This window comes from Salmonella sp. SA15303, from assembly GCF_029962125.1.
Lineage (GTDB): Bacteria > Pseudomonadota > Gammaproteobacteria > Enterobacterales > Enterobacteriaceae > Salmonella > Salmonella enterica.
The window spans coordinates 675,826-690,730 of the sequence record NZ_CP123924.1; the positions used below are offsets into that span (position 1 = coordinate 675,826).

A 14,905-nucleotide genomic window follows, 5' to 3' on the forward strand; every position below is an offset into this window, starting at 1 on the left:
GTTACTGGATCGCCCACGCAAAATGGCCTGCTGGTCATAACGCTTTGTACAGACAAGGTGGAAAAAAGATAAAAAAATCCCCGGTCTTATGACCAGGGACAGGAGATATGGCGGGGGGTTATTGCTCTTTTATCGTTGCTTCGCGATTAATCTCATCCGTTGCCGATGAAACCAACGGCGTGGTCAGCGCCTTTAGCGAGCCGCCAGCGATGCCAATCTCGTTTAACAGCGAATCGATCAGCGGTGCCTGGGTACGATAGGTGAGCGCGGCAGATAACGCTTGTTCCGCCAGGTTTCCCCCGTTAGCGCCGCCAGCGGCGACGTCGCCCGCCGTCGCGCCGCGATTGAGGCCATCGACCTGAATAATCTTAATGCCGTCGATGGATTTCATCGGTTCAACAGACTTCTCAATAACAGCAGGCAACGATTGTAAGAGCGCTAGTTTAAATTTGAGGCTGGTTTGTTCGTCAGATAGTACGTTGATAGCGTCATTCAGCGCCCGTTGCGCTTCGGCTTCCGCCAGACCTTTTTTACGCGTTGCTTCCGCCAGTTCGATGATAGCGGCGGCTTGCAATTCTGCCGCTTCTTTCTCTGCTTTTGCCCGAACGGTCAGTTCGACCGCTTTGGTTTCCGCATCCTGCGCCGCGGCGATCAGAGCGACCTGCTTGGCGCGATCCGCTTCGGCGGTCTGGCGGGTGGTTTCTACGTTTTGCTGGGCGCGAACCGCATCGGCCAGCGCGTCGTTGGCGCGCGCTTCCGCTTGCGATTGCTGCTCGGATTTGGCGGCAATGGCGATAGATTTCGTCTGGTTGGCGATTTCTGTCACCTGTTGCTGTTCGATCTCTTTAATACGTACTTCACGCTCGGCCTCAACTTTCCTGGACCGTACTGCTTGCTCACGTTCGATCTCCGTCTCCTGGATCTGCCGCTCAGCAAGAATGCGCGTCTGTTCTGCTTCACGATGGCGCTCGGCCTCAAAAGCGGCAATTTTAGCGTTTTGTTCGGCGGTGCGGGTTTTAACCTGTTGCTCCTGCTCCAGAGTCATAAAGGCTTCTTGTTGCTCGATTTCCAGCTTGCGCTCAAGCGCGTCGCGGTTCTTTTCGCGCACCGCCACTTCCACATCCTGTTCCACTTCATTACGTTCACGACGGCGGCGTTCGGTTTCCTGCGTCAGTTTCGTCAGACCTTCGGCATCAAAGGCATTGTTTGGATTGAAATGCTCTTTGGACGTTTGGTTAAAGTTGGTTAATGAGACACTTTCCAGCTCCAGGCCGTTTTTCGACAAATCTTCCGCAACGGTGTTTTGTACGCCCTGAACGAAGTTTTCACGCGTATCCTGTAGCTCATGCATCGTCATCTGGGCCGCGGTAGCGCGTAAGGCGTCAACGAATTTATCCTCAACCAGCATACGCAGATCTTCCGGCGACAGCGTTCGCTGGCCAAGCGTTTGTGCGGCGGTGGCAATACCTTCAACAGAGGGTTTTACACGTACGAAGAAAGCGACGACCACGTCAACGCGCATACGATCTTTGGTGATCAGGCTGTCGACGGTAGCACGGCTGACTTCAAGTTTTAGGGTATTCATATTGATCGGAATAATTTCGTGAAAGATTGGCATCACAATAGCGCCGCCGCTCATCACCACTTTTTGCCCGCCAAGCCCGGTACGGACAAATGCCTGTTCCGCAGATGCGCGGCGATAGAGGCGAGCAAAAATGATCCCGATAATTAGTAAGACGATAACCGCAACGATGGCGGTAAACATCCATGATGGCAATATGCCAAAAACATCATCCATTATGTAAGTTCCTCTCAATTAAACATAGAAGGTACGCTCAGCCAAATAACGCGTTGCGGAAAGTCGGCAGACAATCAGCACCTTGTCTCCTTTTTTAAATTCTTTTCCCTTTTCGGGTTCCAGCAGTAAATAGTGAATCTGGCCGAACTTATCGGTAAATTTTCCTTCGCAAGGTGTACCGGCGACGGCGGCGTGGCCGGTAATAATCGCCATGCCGCCGATAAATTCCTCTTCCCGGAGGGCGGAGCTTTCATCTCTGGGTAGCCAGGGCGCGAGGATTTTTCCGCTGTAATGCACGGCAAAGACCGACAGGACAATGCTCAACGGGACCAGCAGCAGATTGCTGAGCGGCGCTTGCCAGAGCATGATCCCGCCATGCTGGATGAGGATACCGAAGAGGCCGAAATAACCGGCCAATAGACAGAGGACGACCAGGGCGGGAACGCGTCCAATATTCAGATAATGAAGCGCCTGGCCCGCAGGGCCGGATGACAGGGCGTCATAATGATCGAGATGGGCGTCGAGCGCGCCTGAAAGAAAGTGGCCAAAAATCAGCGAAATCATCTCCAGCACGCCGATAAAGAAAACGAACGCGATGGCAAACAGATAGGGGCTGTTATACTCCGCAAATAAGGTCATATTTTCTATCCTTGTCGCCGCCTTCAGAAGGATGTTCGCGTGATAATTTTCATGCTTGTTATTTCATTGCGTTACAATATCATGTGACCCATATCTCCTTAAGTCCGAAAAGCGATTTATCCGTCGTTATCTTTGGTGAATATTGTGATTTTGCGCATTAAATTTGCGCACGTTATGTATAAAACCGCCGTACATATAGGGAAATACTGAAATCAGAAAAAGCATATAGCCTTAACAGAATTCAATAACTGGAGGGTATGCTGATGAACAACAATAACGTCTATTCATTAAATAATTTCGATTTTCTGGCGCGCAGTTTTGCCAGAATGCAGGCGGAGGGGCGTCCTGTTGATATCCAGGCGGTAACCGGCAATATGGACGAGGAGCATCGCGACTGGTTTTGCAAGCGTTACGCGCTTTACTGCCAGCAGGCGACTCAGGCGAAAAGGTTAGAATTAGAACACTAATGCAGGCTCCCTTTACAGGTGCAGGGCATTATTCAGATCTTATATGAGCGGGCCGTCAGGCCCGTTCACGTTTTTACTCTTGTTGTGGATCGACTGGCGGAATGGCGGGCGCAGGTTTTACTTCTTCAGGCTTGTCGCGAGCTTCCAGTTCGCTGAGGCGTTGCTCCAGCAGCGCCAGTTTTTCCCGGGTGCGCAGCAAGACCTGAGTCTGGACATCAAACTCTTCGCGGCTCACCAGATCGAGACGCGTCAGCTGAGATTGCAGCGTTTGACGGATTTTTTTCTCGATATCTTCCCCGAACTCGCGAATACCTTTCGGCATTGACTCATGAACCTGGCGTGCGATTTGCTCAATTTTTTTCGGGTCAATCATTGTGGTTTCCCTGAACTGATAAGTGTTAGCTCTTATTGTAGTGCGATATGTGGACGCCATAAACCAGAATTGTGTGACGTCATACGGAGTAAAGGCGTTGATGAAGGTAATCAATAGCGTTATAGTTAACCCGCTTATTCTCAGGGCGGGGCGAAATTCCCCACCGGCGGTAAATCAGCGATGTTTAACGCATTTCTCATCACGGCGCGCCGTGACGGAACGCGGAGAGCAGGTTGAAAGCCCGCGAGCGCTTTTTGCCATAGCGAAAAGGTCAGCAGATCCGGTGTAATTCCGGGGCCGACGGTTAAAGTCCGGATGGGAGAGGGTAACGATCCAGTCGGGCATGGACCCGCTCACGTTATTTTTTTGCCGCTTGTCGGCACTCCTAAGACTGCCCTGATTCTGGTAACCATAATGTTAATGAGGTTTTTTTACCATGAATCAGACGCTACTTTCCTCTTTTGGTACGCCTTTTGAACGTGTTGAACTTGCACTGGATGCGCTGCGTGAAGGACGCGGTGTGATGGTGCTTGATGATGAAGATCGTGAAAACGAAGGCGATATGATTTTCCCCGCAGAGACGATGACCGTAGAACAGATGGCGTTAACCATTCGTCACGGTAGCGGTATTGTTTGCCTGTGTATTACTGAAGACCGTCGTAAGCAGCTCGACTTGCCAATGATGGTGGAAAACAACACCAGCGCCTACGGCACCGGTTTTACCGTGACCATTGAAGCCGCAGAAGGCGTGACCACCGGCGTTTCCGCCGCTGACCGTGTCACTACGGTGCGTGCGGCAATTAAGGATGGCGCAAAACCGTCCGATCTTAACCGTCCGGGGCACGTTTTCCCACTGCGCGCTCAGGCGGGCGGCGTGCTGACGCGCGGCGGTCATACGGAGGCGACCATCGATCTGATGACGCTGGCCGGTTTTAAACCTGCAGGCGTACTGTGCGAGTTGACTAACGACGATGGGACGATGGCGCGCGCGCCGGAGTGTATCGCGTTTGCAGGCCAGCATAATATGGCGGTGGTCACGATTGAAGATCTGGTGGCTTACCGCCAGGCGCATGAGCGCAAAGCCAGCTGATCGAACGGATCATGGTTGAAAAAAGCCGATGAGATGTCATCGGCTTTTTTGTATTCCTTCGGTGCCATATCGTTCAGTTTCAAAGAACGACGAATAAGCTGAATGGTAAAATTATTGTGAGAAAAGCAGAGGCCTGAATGCAGACCTCTGCTTTGGTTTATCTATTCAGGTTATTTTCCTCTGGCCAGTTTCAATGCCCAGGCGCCGCTCATCACCAGCAGCAGAATCAGGCACAACCCAAAGGCCAACATACATGCCTGCGCCATGTTCATAAAGTGCCAGGGCGGAAGCAGATACCAGCCTTCGGACTGCTGGTAGAGATCGACAAACCACTGCTGTACGCTACTGAGCGTTACGCCATCAGGGACGATAGGCGCGTCATAACCGCAGTCTCCGGTAGGTTTAAACCACTCCGGCGCCCATTCCGCCAACGGTAAGTTGAAAGGAAAGGTCGGGTCAGTCGAACATCCTTGCACGCCAAAAAGTGAATCGGGGTCCGCATTATGTACCGCATGATGGATACCATTAAGCTTAATAGAAAACTTAATGCCCATAATGCTGCCATAAAACGCCGCGATGCAGCCAATCAGCTTCAGCACGATATTTTTGGGATTTATCGCCGCAATCACCCCGCCAATTACCATCACAAACATCGCGTAACGGATGTAAACACACTGCTCGCACGGCGCCATGTAGAGGTAGATTTGGAAGAACGAGTGCGCCAGGATAATTAATCCTCCCATCGCGATGGCCATTAACAGCCACAGAAAGCGCTGTTCCTGCCATCTCACCAGCGTATCCACTGGTCTTGCGCGTAGGTCTCGCCATAATCCCTTAATAAAATCCATAATCGTTTCCCTGCTTATTTTTTAGTGGCCAGTTCCCGAACGAGTTCAGCCATAGAATCGATGGATTTGATGTTTTTGGTATAGATAAGGTACTTGCCGTTGACGACGTAAGCCGGAACACCCTGAATTTTGGCAACGTCATAGGCGGCTTTCCATTTTTCCAGCGTCTCCTGAACGGCAGGATCTTTCAGCGCCGCTTCAAAATCAGCCTGGCTCATGCCTGCGGCGTCCAGCCCGGTTTTAATAAATGCCGCCGGATCTTTCCCATCTGACCAGCGCTCTTTCTTATCATGGTAAGCCGCATACCAGGCGAACTTCGCTTTTTTGAATTGTGATTTAGCATCAAATAACGAAATCCCGGCAGCTTTATCTTTGGCGATCAGGACTGCAAATACTTCGCTGGCCTGTTTGCCATATTCGCCTTTTGTTTCCAGGTGGAACGGAGTGAACGTAACGAGATCGGCTACTTTATCAGAAACCGGACCTGTTACGGCTTTGTCATATTTGTAGCAGAAAGGGCAGGCGTAGCTAAATACCTTAATCAGCGTTTTATCCGCATTAGGAATCGGTTTCTCCAGAACCATATAATCTGTGCCCTCGGTAAAAGCCGATGCCGCAAAAGGAGTGACCAATGCCGCGGTTAATACTACGCTTTTAAATAAAGAGGTAATCCATTTAGATGACATATTAATTCCTTCCCGTTATTTATTTAAACATTTGCGTTGGATGAACCAGTAATGCACGATAGTGAGTCTGGTTGGGTTTATCCGACAGCACATCAATTTCAACTTTCACTTCTTTCGTTTTATAGTCAATCTCATTCAGTTTGCCGACTGTGGGTTTACCAACGTCGAACAGGTTAATAGAACCGCCAAAGCCGAACATGGTGTCGCGGTCTTTTTGATATTCAACAACCGAGGTAATAGGACTATAGAAATCATATCCACGTTCTTTACCGTATTCCCAAACTTGTTGTACGGTGCCTTTCTTCTCATCGATCTTATATTCGACAAAACGGGAATATTTCATGGTCGGTAGAGCCGGTTGCTCCAGGCCGCGACCATCGCCGTTATCAAAGACCGTTAACGTGCCTTTGCTGGAAAGCCATGCCGTATGTTGGGTATAGGTGAAATCGAAATCGGTATCCTTACACTTGCCGTTTTCGTCACAGGTCAACGGCTTACCATGATCGTCTACCGGTTTCAGCAATTTACTGGCTAGCTGCTTATTCCAGCCCTTAGACGGTGCCAGTATCCATTTCACCTGCTTATCGCGACCAATTTTTACAATACCCTGATGGCGGGAAGAAAGGATGATGGAGTCGTCTTTCGCGTCATAAGCGATAGAGTTGACGTGCGCCCAGTTACGACCGGCACCAACGCCAAGCGCATCGCCATACGGCGTATCCGGTTCGAGTTTCGCCTGCTGTCCGGCATGGGCCAGATCGACGTTCACGCATACTGCGCCCGCATCCAGCGCGCCGAGCAGCGCATCACGCATAGGGTCGAGGATTTTGGTTAAATCCCAAACGTCTACTACGCGGCCAGACTTATCAACCTCAATGATTTGGTCACGAATCGTATGAACATGTATGCCGTCTTCTTTGCGGTAATCGCGTTTGCCGACGCGCAGCAGTACGGTGCCGTTCACGGTTTCGATGGATTCATGAGACGCATCCAGGAACCCGCGCGGCAGTTTGTGATCGGCAAGAATTTGCCCCATCATGTCAAACTCGTACCAGTGTTGGCCCTGCACCGCGGTAAAGGTGCCGCGAGGCGTTTCACGAATACCCATCAGGTAGCCGCGTTTGTTGATATTCATATCGTGGCCGTCGTAGAAGGTATCTTGATCCAGCCACCAGCGATATTCACCCTGGGTGTCGACCACAAACGTATAAGGGGCGATATCGAAAGGCAAAGCCCCGCCCGCCGGGCCGGCATCAAGAATGCCCGCATTTTTATCTTTTTCGCCGTGCCAGTGAAATTCAGCGCCCTGCGGCGTAAAGGTATGGGTATTTACCAGATAAAGGCGATCTTCAAATCCTGGCGCGACTTTAATAACTTTCGTTTGCTGGAGATCTGAAATAGAACGGTTATCCATATAATGGTTGACGATGGCGGACGTCTGCACCACATAGTCATCCTTCATGGCTTTGCCGTTTTCTTTATATTCTACCGTGACGTTGTTGGCAAATTTCTGATAAAGGCCAAAAATAGGAATACCGTCATAGGTTTCTAAAGACTCTTTCCCAACGGTATAAGTAATAGGAACGCCTTTTTCCCCTTTGCCATGTACAGTAACTTTAACGTCTGAAATAATATGGCTATCTAATTCCACCAGCGCGGTGAGAGGGGCATTTCCGTAAGGATCGACAACGACTGCGCCTAATTTTCCTGCGGGCTGTGCCGGTTGAAAACCTGCGGCAAACGTACTGGCTGCGGTGAGTCCGCATGTCAGTGCGACGGCACCGGCAAGTATTGTTTTCCGGTATTGGTCAAACATGGATATATCTCCTTATATACAACTTCTAAATATAATACTTCTGAATATACTATGTTTTTATGAATAATAAATGAGGTAAATGATTGGTCTTTAAATATAAGTCATGATGCTGTTACTTATTTTAAAGTATATTCTGTATCAATATTTTTTAATTGCCTGAGTGAGTCGATAGTAGGAGTGTGATATTTTAAGAACAATATAAATTAGTACGAAGTGTGATCTTATCGACATTGTTTTCTGCTTAATACCTCTTTCATTATTGTGTTTCACCACTGATTTATATGATCAAAATCATTTATTTGTTCCACAAATATGCCAGTATATGAATACGTCAAAATAAGGGTATGTAAAATTTTAACGTTAAATGTTTAGTGATGTTAAATTTTAAGGGTAAAAAGGATGTTTATTGCCTGGTATTGGATAATATTAATCGTTCTGGTGGTAGTAGGGTATATTTGCCATATGAAGCGTTATTGCAGAGCGTTTCGGCAAGACAGAGATGCATTACTTGAAGCGCGAACGAAACGTTTTCGCCAGACGAGCGAAGGCGACAGCGTGATGAATGAGCAGAAATAGCGCATATCCTTGACGGGCAGCCGGATGTTGCCTGGCTAAAGGCCTGCATCCGGCGCGACGTTTCTCTTAACCGATACCTATCGTCTGCAAAATGACGAGACTGAGCCCCATGATGGACATACCGCAAAGCACGCCATAGCTGGGGTTATTGTTAGGATCGATCTCTTTTGCCAGCGGCATCAGTTCATCGACGGAGAGCGCCACCATAATGCCGGCGACTGCCGCCATGATAGCCGCCATAACGATCGGTGAAACCAGGCTGCCCAAAATCAGCCACGCCAGTACGCCGCCAAGAATTTCCGCCATGCCGGAGATACCGGCCCAAAAAATCGCGGTACGTTTTGAGCCCGTCGCGGCATAAACCGGGCCGGCAACCGCCAGACCTTCAGGAATATTGTGCAACGCCACCGCCAGTGCGATGCCGAAACCCAGTTCAAGATTGCTGCTGGCAGTGACAAAGGTGGCGATCCCTTCCGGAAAGTTGTGCAGGCTAATGCCGAGCGTCAATAAAATCGCAGTGCGTTTTATCGAGCCGGGAAGCGGCTGCTGCCTTTTTTGCACCAGATCCTGCGGATGAGCGTGAGGAAGCAGGCGGTCCAGCCCGAAGTAGCCCAACAGGCCGATAATAAACATTCCGTAGCCCAGTACAGGCGACATCCCCTCGGTATCAAGCGCGGCGGGCAGCATCTCCATCAGCGAGATGAGCAGCATGATCCCTGCGGCGAAGCCCAGCGAAAAAGCCAGCACGCGGTTAGACGGTTTTTGGCCAAGAACGCCAAGAAACGCGCCAATAAAGGTGGCAGCGCCCGCCAGTAAGGTCAGAATAAGTGGTACTGACATCCATTACTCCTTATCAATTTGCCGTCCGAACCTGACCTTCAAAATAACTGATGATCTTCATCATAGTTATCTGAGTTCTTCCTCTGTGAAGAAAGCGTATGGTGATGTTAACAAAATGTCTTTCCTGTAAGGATAACATCATGTCTTTAACGTGTATGCCAGCATTGTTTTTGGGGCATGGCAGCCCGATGAACGTGCTGGACGATAATGATTATACCCGCGCCTGGCGGCGATTGGGGGAAGCCCTGCCGCGACCACAGGCGATAGTGGTGGTGTCGGCGCACTGGTATACCCGTGGGACTGGCGTCACAGCGATGGAAAGGCCGCAAACTCTCCATGATTTTGGCGGTTTTCCGCAGGCGCTGTATGACACGCATTATCCGGCCCCTGGATCGCCTGCGCTGGCGCAGCGTCTGGTTGAACTGTTGGCTCCCGTTCCCGTCGCGCTCGATAAAGAAGCGTGGGGATTTGATCACGGCTCTTGGGGCGTATTGATCAAGATGTATCCGAATGCGGATATCCCGATGGTGCAGCTTAGTGTTGATAGTACCAAACCGGCGGCATGGCATTTTGAGGTGGGCCGTAAACTGGCGACGCTGCGTGACGAAGGCGTGATGCTGGTGGCCAGCGGGAATGTGGTTCATAACCTGCGGACTGTGCGTTGGCACGGTGACAATATACCGTATCCCTGGGCGGCGTCATTTAATGACTTTGTGAAAGCCAACCTGACGTGGCAGGGGCCGGTAGAACAGCACCCGCTGGTGAATTATCTGCAACATGAAGGGGGCGCCTTATCGAACCCGACGCCGGAGCACTTTTTGCCTTTGCTGTATGTACTTGGCGCCTGGGACGGCAAGGAACCTATCACCATCCCGGTCGACGGTATTGAGATGGGCAGTATAAGTATGTTGTCGGTGCAGGTGGGGTAGGCCGGATAAGGCGCGGAATGATTGCCCGATGGCGCTACGCGCATCGGGCTTACAGGAAAATCTATCCTTCGACAAAAATATGCGGATAGAAGCGGGAGAGATCCTGGGTGATCAGCGCCCGATCTTCACGGATACCAATTCCGGCGGGTTGATCGTTAATCAGCCAGCTACCAATCAGGGTGTAACTGTCGCCGAATTTTGGCAGCGGATAGAACTGTTGCACGATCATACCCTCTTCGCCATACGGGCCTTCCACGGATTCGATCGTTTTACCGTTTTCAATAATCGATACGTTCGCCCCTTCGCGGGAGAAGATCGGTTTCACGACATATTTATCCATTGGCGGATGTTCGTCTTCGGCGAAATACGCAGGCAACAGATTCGGATGGTCCGGGAACATCTCCCACAACAGCGGCAACAACGCTTTATTGGAGATAATGCTTTTCCAGGCCGGTTCCAGCCAGCGCACGCCGGCATCTTCCAGCTTGGTGGAAAACATCTCGCGCAGCATAAATTCCCACGGATAGAGCTTGAACAGGTTCGCAATGACCTGATCCTGCAGATCCGTAAATTGGCCTTTTTCCCCCAGACCAATATCGTCGATATAGAGAAATTCGGTGGCGATTTCCGCTTCGGCCGCGCAATCCTGTAAATACTGAATGGTGCCGCGATCCTCAACCGTATCGCGACAGCAGGTGAGATGCAGCAACTGAAAACCGTACTGTTCGCGAAGTTCAGCAAAGCGTTCAATCAGCTTTTCCTGCAGGCTATTAAACTGATCGCTGCCTTCCGGCAGATTGCCCGCGTTGATCTGATCTTCCAGCCAAATCCACTGGAAAAACGCCGCTTCATACAGCGATGTTGGCGTGTCGGCATTATTTTCGAGCAGCTTAGGCTCGCCGATACCGTCCCAGGCCAGATCGAGGCGGGAATAGAGCGACGGTTGTTGCGTTTGCCAGGACTGGCGAACAAAACCCCAGGTATGTTTTGGAATACGAAACTTCGTCATCAGCTCATCGCTGGCGATGACGCGTTCTACTACCTTGAGGCACATCTGGTGCAGCTCGGCGGTAACGTCTTCCAGTTTTTCCACCTGGGCGAGCGTTAACTTGTAATAAGCGTCTTCACACCAGTACGGTTCACCATACATAGTGTGAAAATTAAACCCGTATTCAGTCGCTTTATCGCGCCAGTCCGGGCGCTCGGTAATACTGACTCTTTCCATGCGTATCAGCCGCCCATCGAACGTGTTGAAGTACCGGCAGCGCTACGCTGCATGGTGCTCTGTTTGGCGACGGATTCGCCAAAACCGCCGCGGGTAACGGTTGTTGTGGTGGCAGGTTTCGGCGCCATCGCGGTTTTTGGTACGGTCATTGTCCGGCCCGGTTGCGCCGCGCCGTAGTTTTTACCTGCCGCATCGGTATATTTGCCGTATGCAGGGCTGGCCGGGTTTTTCGAGCTAAACAGCGGCTGTTGCGCAAAGCCTGCGCCGCCGCCCATCAGACGCCCCATCATGTAACCTGCCATAAGCGGCATCCAGAAACTGCCGCTGGATTGTTGGGCCTGCGCCTGATTTTCCGGCGCCATGCCAGCCTGTGCGGGCGCTTGCTGGCACTGACCTTCGCCAAACTCGGCGACGCAATCTTCGCGTGTAGCGTACTTAGGCGCAGTACGTTCGGCCTCTTTCAGCGCATTGTTATACGCGGCTGTACACTCCGCGCTTTTGCCCGGATTCGCCGCTGAACAGTCATCAGCGTTTTGATACAGCGATACGGTTTCATCGCTTTTTTCACAGCCAGCCAGCATAAAAACAGCCGTAACCGCCAGGGCGACCGGCGTTAAATGCCGCGCGCTCCAGCTTTTGCGAAATGATGCGTGATGGATGGATTTTGTCCGTTTCATATTTGTCTTCCAGGACCCAGTGGTAAATACAACATGCCTTCAGAATAGAGGATGACTGGTCGAAATTGAAGCGAGAAAAGGCGAGAATGCGGCGGAATAGCAGGATCTTTACGTTGTCTTACGTTCAGGTGCGGCTTTATGACAGGTAGCGCCGCGCTTACCAGACCTACAAGGGCACAGGTCTGATAAGCGCAGCGCCAGCGAATAACTTATCAATGCCGGAATGGATTGCCGTTATTGCTGTTGGCGCGAGCGGCGGTCGGCTGTACTGCTGGCGCGGCGCTATGAGCATTATAACCGTCTGCGGCAGCATCCTGATCTGGCGTTTCCGGCGCTACGCTTTCCGGCGACGTCGGGATAGGTTTACCCAACGTACTGTTAAGCGCGAGCAGATCCTGCTCGTTCAGCGTACCGAGCGCATATTTGATATTTAACTGATTAATCAAATAGGTATAACGCGCGTTGGCCAGTTGCTGCTTGGCATCATACAGAGTGGTGGTGGCATCCAGTACGTCAACAATGGTACGTGTACCGACCGAGTAACCGGCTTCCATGGCATCCAAAGAACTTTGCGCGGAAACGACCGCCTGTTTATACGCGTTGATGCTGCTGATGGAGGCGTTAATATTGTTAAAGGAAGAACGTACGGTCTGCACCACGCTACGGTGCGCGCTTTCCAGCTGTTCGCTTGCGCCGACGAAGTTATACTGCGCCTGTTTTACCTGCGAGTTAACCATCCCACCTTGATACAGCGGCAGGGAGAAGTTAAGGCCGATTTTATTCTGCCCCATGTTGCTATCGTCGTACTGGGTGGAGTTGGTTTTAGAACCGCTATAAGAGGTATCAGAAATGCCGGTTGAGGCCGTTAAATTCAGCGTCGGCAGGTGACCATCCTGCGCCTGACGGATTTGCTCGCGCGCCAGATCCTGACTTAAACGCGCCTGCAACAGCGACAGGTTACGGTTTTCCGCTTCCTTCAACAGCGCATTAACAGCTTTGGGTTTGTCGGTTTTAAAATGCTCGACGTTAAGCGACGCCAGCTCCGGGTAATAATTGCCGGTTACCTGGCGCAGCTCTTCTACCGCGTTATCCAGGTTGTTGCGGGCGGTCACTTCATTCGCCAGTACGGTATCATATTGCGCACGGGCGTTTTGCACGTCGGTAATGGCGACCAGACCCACGTTAAAACGTTGCGTCGTTTGATCTAACTGACGGTAGATAGCCTCTTTTTGCGCCTGGGTATAGGAAAGCACATCAATAGCGTTCAATACCTTAAAATACGCGTTCGCGGTATTGAGGATCAGCGTCTGCTGATCGGTCTGATAGGTGACATCCTGAATGCCTGCTGCTTTTTCTTGCAGGGTGAGCCCACGCCATTTCGACATATCAAATAGCGTCTGCGTTAATTGCAGAGAAGCGCTGGTTTCATTGGAGTTGATACCGTTCGCATCGCGATAACCGTTGCTGTAGGTGTAGTCGGCACCTAAACCCAGTTGCGGCAGTAAAGGACTACGCGCTTCGTTAATTTTTTCGAATGCAGCATCGCGATCGGCAGCGGATTTACGCAATTCCGGGTTGCTCAGGCGTGCTTGCTGATAAACTTGCATCAGGTTCTCTGCCTGGCTTAGTGTGCTGAACCCCGACAGGCTCAGGCCGATAAGGATGGGGAGCAATTTCTTCATTTGCATTCCTTGTTGTGAAGCAGTATTTAGCGCTGATCAATTTGTAAAAATAATTGCTGATTCTAGCAGAATCCGCCACTGCAAAAAGTTGGCGTTACGTGCCATACGAGCCTTAATTGGCACCAATTTACCACAAGGGTGATAAAACAGCAGTCAACCACCCTGGAAATTCATCATTTAATCATTATTGCTAGCAGGGCAGCACAATGCGTAAATCAGACAACTTGCCAGTTACTTTCACCAAAAGCGATGTAGAAATTATTGCACGGGAAACGCGCTATCGCGGTTTTTTTTCATTGGATGTGTATCGATTCCGCCATCGTTTATTCAACGGAGAAATGAGTGGCGAGGTAAAGCGCGAAATTTTTGAGCGCGGGCACGCCGCCGTCTTGCTACCCTTTGACCCTGAACGCGACGAGGTGGTGCTGGTCGAACAGATTCGTATTGCCGCATATGACACAAGCGTTACGCCGTGGCTGCTGGAGATGGTCGCCGGCATGATAGAAGAAGGCGAAACCATTGAGGCGGTCGCCCGGCGGGAGGCGATGGAAGAAGCAGGGCTGACCGTGGGCCGCACCCGACCGGTCATCAGTTACCTGGCGAGTCCAGGAGGAACCAGCGAGCGCTCATCTATTCTGGTGGGTGAAGTGGACGCCACGACCGCGGTAGGTATTCATGGTCTGGCGGATGAAAACGAAGATATTCGGGTTCATGTGGTAAGCCGGGAACAGGCATACCAGTGGGTAGAAGAGGGGAAAATCGACAACGCAGCCGCAGTCATCGCTTTGCAATGGCTTCAGTTGCATCATCAAGAGTTAAAAAACGAGTGGAAAAAATGAAGCGTTATACACCTGACTTCCCAGAAATGATGCGTTTGTGCGAAACCAATTTTTCGCAATTGCGCCGCCTGCTGCCGCGCAATGACGCCCCCGGTGAAACGGTGAGCTATCAGGTGGGCAACGTACAATATCGGTTAACGATTGTGGAATCGACCCGATACACTACGCTTGTAACGATCGAGCAAACGACGCCAGCCATCACCTACTGGAGCCTGCCGTCGCTGACGGTGCGCCTCTACCATGATGCGATGGTGGCTGAAGTGTGTTCAAGCCAGCAGATCTTTCGCTTCAAAGCGCGGTATGATTATCCAAATAAAAAGTTGCATCAACGCGACGAAAAGCATCAAATTAATCAGTTTCTGGCCGACTGGCTACGATTCTGTTTAGCACATGGAGCGATGGCGATTCCGGTTTATTAGC

General features: G+C 51.0%; 16 protein-coding genes and 1 riboswitch. Of the genes, 6 read left to right on the forward strand and 10 right to left on the reverse strand.

The features are described 5' to 3' along the window. Positions 1-118 precede the first annotated feature (118 nt). Together QEN31_RS03250 and QEN31_RS03255 are read right to left on the reverse strand one after the other, a co-directional pair. The gene (locus QEN31_RS03250) at positions 119-1,798 is read right to left on the reverse strand and encodes a flotillin family protein (protein WP_000342878.1); all 1,680 of its coding nucleotides are present in this window, start codon (positions 1,796-1,798) and stop codon (positions 119-121) included. Positions 1,799-1,816: 18 nt separating this feature from the next. After that, complete coding sequence (locus tag QEN31_RS03255; RefSeq protein ID WP_000171739.1) at positions 1,817-2,437, reverse strand: OB-fold-containig protein; 621 nt, start codon at positions 2,435-2,437, stop codon at positions 1,817-1,819. Between the two features lie 257 nt (positions 2,438-2,694). Here QEN31_RS03255 and glgS point away from each other — a divergent pair, with 257 nt between their 5' ends. After that, positions 2,695-2,904, forward strand: coding sequence for a cell surface composition regulator GlgS (glgS, locus tag QEN31_RS03260; protein ID WP_000928927.1), 210 nt, complete (start codon positions 2,695-2,697; stop codon positions 2,902-2,904). Between the two features lie 73 nt (positions 2,905-2,977). Here the strand turns inward: glgS and ubiK are convergent, their stop codons facing one another. Then, positions 2,978-3,277, reverse strand: a complete 300-nt coding sequence (ubiK, locus tag QEN31_RS03265; protein WP_000566825.1) for a ubiquinone biosynthesis accessory factor UbiK — start codon at positions 3,275-3,277, stop codon at positions 2,978-2,980. Between the two features lie 132 nt (positions 3,278-3,409). Next, a riboswitch (FMN riboswitch) is annotated at positions 3,410-3,608 on the forward strand. A gap of 105 nt (positions 3,609-3,713) precedes the next feature. On the opposite strand from ubiK, the gene ribB reads away from it, so the two are divergent. Beyond that, positions 3,714-4,367: a 3,4-dihydroxy-2-butanone-4-phosphate synthase gene (gene ribB, locus QEN31_RS03270; RefSeq protein WP_001076978.1), complete on the forward strand. Its 654-nt coding sequence runs from the start codon at positions 3,714-3,716 to the stop codon at positions 4,365-4,367. A gap of 170 nt (positions 4,368-4,537) precedes the next feature. Here ribB and dsbI read toward each other — a convergent pair whose 3' ends face one another. The 3 genes from dsbI to QEN31_RS03285 are packed head-to-tail and all read right to left on the reverse strand — an operon-like array spanning position 4,538 to position 7,717. Next, the gene (gene dsbI / locus QEN31_RS03275) at positions 4,538-5,215 is read right to left on the reverse strand and encodes a protein-disulfide oxidoreductase DsbI (RefSeq protein ID WP_000345576.1); all 678 of its coding nucleotides are present in this window, start codon (positions 5,213-5,215) and stop codon (positions 4,538-4,540) included. 14 nt (positions 5,216-5,229) lie between these two features. Beyond that, the gene (locus QEN31_RS03280) at positions 5,230-5,901 is read right to left on the reverse strand and encodes a thiol:disulfide interchange protein DsbA/DsbL (RefSeq protein WP_000096230.1); all 672 of its coding nucleotides are present in this window, start codon (positions 5,899-5,901) and stop codon (positions 5,230-5,232) included. 19 nt (positions 5,902-5,920) lie between these two features. After that, positions 5,921-7,717 carry an aryl-sulfate sulfotransferase gene (locus QEN31_RS03285; RefSeq protein WP_000460255.1) on the reverse strand — a complete coding sequence of 599 codons (1,797 nt, stop codon included), beginning with the start codon at positions 7,715-7,717 and terminating at the stop codon, positions 5,921-5,923. Positions 7,718-8,116: 399 nt separating this feature from the next. Here QEN31_RS03285 and QEN31_RS03290 point away from each other — a divergent pair, with 399 nt between their 5' ends. Next, entirely contained in the window at positions 8,117-8,293 is a 177-nt protein-coding gene (locus tag QEN31_RS03290; protein WP_000469259.1) for a hypothetical protein, read from the forward strand. A gap of 66 nt (positions 8,294-8,359) precedes the next feature. On the opposite strand, the gene zupT is transcribed toward QEN31_RS03290, so the two are convergent. Then, a complete protein-coding gene (gene zupT, locus QEN31_RS03295; RefSeq protein WP_000115874.1) occupies positions 8,360-9,133 on the reverse strand; it encodes a zinc transporter ZupT in 774 nt (257 codons plus the stop codon). Between the two features lie 140 nt (positions 9,134-9,273). Between zupT and ygiD the strand changes: the two genes are divergently transcribed. Next, on the forward strand, positions 9,274-10,062 hold the full coding sequence (ygiD, locus tag QEN31_RS03300; RefSeq protein WP_001520560.1) for a 4,5-DOPA dioxygenase extradiol: 789 nt from the start codon (positions 9,274-9,276) through the stop codon (positions 10,060-10,062). Positions 10,063-10,123: 61 nt separating this feature from the next. On the opposite strand, the gene QEN31_RS03305 is transcribed toward ygiD, so the two are convergent. From QEN31_RS03305 to tolC, 3 genes are all read right to left on the reverse strand, one after another. Further along, entirely contained in the window at positions 10,124-11,287 is a 1,164-nt protein-coding gene (locus tag QEN31_RS03305; RefSeq protein WP_000442833.1) for a glutathionylspermidine synthase family protein, read from the reverse strand. Positions 11,288-11,292: 5 nt separating this feature from the next. Continuing rightward, positions 11,293-11,964 (reverse strand): DUF1190 family protein, encoded by a 672-nt coding sequence (locus QEN31_RS03310; RefSeq protein ID WP_000831524.1) that lies wholly within the window; start codon positions 11,962-11,964, stop codon positions 11,293-11,295. Between the two features lie 212 nt (positions 11,965-12,176). After that, entirely contained in the window at positions 12,177-13,652 is a 1,476-nt protein-coding gene (tolC, locus tag QEN31_RS03315; protein WP_014343899.1) for an outer membrane channel protein TolC, read from the reverse strand. A gap of 200 nt (positions 13,653-13,852) precedes the next feature. Here tolC and nudF point away from each other — a divergent pair, with 200 nt between their 5' ends. After that, the gene (gene nudF, locus QEN31_RS03320; RefSeq protein ID WP_001231952.1) at positions 13,853-14,485 is read left to right on the forward strand and encodes an ADP-ribose diphosphatase; all 633 of its coding nucleotides are present in this window, start codon (positions 13,853-13,855) and stop codon (positions 14,483-14,485) included. Beyond that, the gene (locus QEN31_RS03325) at positions 14,482-14,904 is read left to right on the forward strand and encodes a DUF1249 family protein (RefSeq protein ID WP_000833405.1); all 423 of its coding nucleotides are present in this window, start codon (positions 14,482-14,484) and stop codon (positions 14,902-14,904) included. The genes nudF and QEN31_RS03325 overlap by 4 nt, the downstream gene beginning before the upstream one ends. Position 14,905 lies beyond the last annotated feature (1 nt).

Excerpts from the sequence above, each read along its gene's own strand:
- glgS (WP_000928927.1), top strand. The coding sequence starts at position 2,695 with ATGCTGATGAACAACAATAACGTCTATTCATTAAATAATTTCGATTTT.
- nudF (WP_001231952.1), top strand. The coding sequence starts at position 13,853 with ATGCGTAAATCAGACAACTTGCCAGTTACTTTCACCAAAAGCGATGTA.
- ribB (WP_001076978.1), top strand. The coding sequence starts at position 3,714 with ATGAATCAGACGCTACTTTCCTCTTTTGGTACGCCTTTTGAACGTGTT.
- QEN31_RS03280 (WP_000096230.1), bottom strand. The coding sequence starts at position 5,901 with ATGTCATCTAAATGGATTACCTCTTTATTTAAAAGCGTAGTATTAACC.
- zupT (WP_000115874.1), bottom strand. The coding sequence starts at position 9,133 with ATGTCAGTACCACTTATTCTGACCTTACTGGCGGGCGCTGCCACCTTT.
- QEN31_RS03310 (WP_000831524.1), bottom strand. The coding sequence starts at position 11,964 with ATGAAACGGACAAAATCCATCCATCACGCATCATTTCGCAAAAGCTGG.
- dsbI (WP_000345576.1), bottom strand. The coding sequence starts at position 5,215 with ATGGATTTTATTAAGGGATTATGGCGAGACCTACGCGCAAGACCAGTG.
- ygiD (WP_001520560.1), top strand. The coding sequence starts at position 9,274 with ATGTCTTTAACGTGTATGCCAGCATTGTTTTTGGGGCATGGCAGCCCG.
- ubiK (WP_000566825.1), bottom strand. The coding sequence starts at position 3,277 with ATGATTGACCCGAAAAAAATTGAGCAAATCGCACGCCAGGTTCATGAG.
- QEN31_RS03250 (WP_000342878.1), bottom strand. The coding sequence starts at position 1,798 with ATGGATGATGTTTTTGGCATATTGCCATCATGGATGTTTACCGCCATC.
- tolC (WP_014343899.1), bottom strand. The coding sequence starts at position 13,652 with ATGCAAATGAAGAAATTGCTCCCCATCCTTATCGGCCTGAGCCTGTCG.
- QEN31_RS03255 (WP_000171739.1), bottom strand. The coding sequence starts at position 2,437 with ATGACCTTATTTGCGGAGTATAACAGCCCCTATCTGTTTGCCATCGCG.
- QEN31_RS03325 (WP_000833405.1), top strand. The coding sequence starts at position 14,482 with ATGAAGCGTTATACACCTGACTTCCCAGAAATGATGCGTTTGTGCGAA.
- QEN31_RS03285 (WP_000460255.1), bottom strand. The coding sequence starts at position 7,717 with ATGTTTGACCAATACCGGAAAACAATACTTGCCGGTGCCGTCGCACTG.
- QEN31_RS03290 (WP_000469259.1), top strand. The coding sequence starts at position 8,117 with ATGTTTATTGCCTGGTATTGGATAATATTAATCGTTCTGGTGGTAGTA.
- QEN31_RS03305 (WP_000442833.1), bottom strand. The coding sequence starts at position 11,287 with ATGGAAAGAGTCAGTATTACCGAGCGCCCGGACTGGCGCGATAAAGCG.